Source organism: Mesorhizobium sp. WSM4845, from assembly GCF_055811455.1.
In genome coordinates, this window is sequence record NZ_JBVVQA010000106.1 from 1 (window position 1) to 477 (window position 477).

Below are 477 nucleotides of genomic sequence, written 5' to 3' on the forward strand. Positions count from 1 at the left end.
ACCACCTGGTCCATCAGTCTGTGCGCCGGGTTGAAGGCGGCGGCAGCCGATTGCGCGACATAGCAGACCTCGCGGCCACGGAGCTTGCGAAAGCCTTCCTTGCCGCCCTTGAGGATATCGCGGCCGTTGAGGATCACTTCGCCGCCGGTGATCCGCACGCCGCCGCGGCCATAGCCCATTGACGCCAGGCCGATGGTCGACTTGCCGGCGCCGGACTCGCCGATCAGCCCGAGCACCTTACCCTTCTCGAGCGTCAGCGAAACGTCGTGGACCAGCACGATGTTCTTCGGCGCTTCGCCCGGCGGAAACACGGTGGCCTCGATGCGCAGATTGCGGACATCGAGCAGAACGGACTTTGCTCGCTGGTCAGCCATTATCCGCGCCCTCCCTTCAGGCTCGTCGTGCGGTTGAGCACCCAGTCGGCGACAAGGTTGACGGAAATCGCCAGCATGGCGATCGCCGCGGCAGGGATGAGCG

At 65.4% G+C, this 477-nt stretch carries 1 protein-coding gene and 1 pseudogene; both read right to left on the bottom strand.

Annotated elements, in window-relative coordinates:
• A partial coding sequence (locus AC0L2C_RS34205) for an ATP-binding cassette domain-containing protein (RefSeq protein WP_473525536.1) occupies window positions 1-374 on the bottom strand: 374 nt, incomplete at its 3' end.
• Window positions 374-477 (bottom strand): annotated as a pseudogene (locus tag AC0L2C_RS34210) (ABC transporter permease); the annotation flags it as partial. The gene AC0L2C_RS34205 and the pseudogene AC0L2C_RS34210, both read right to left, overlap by 1 nt.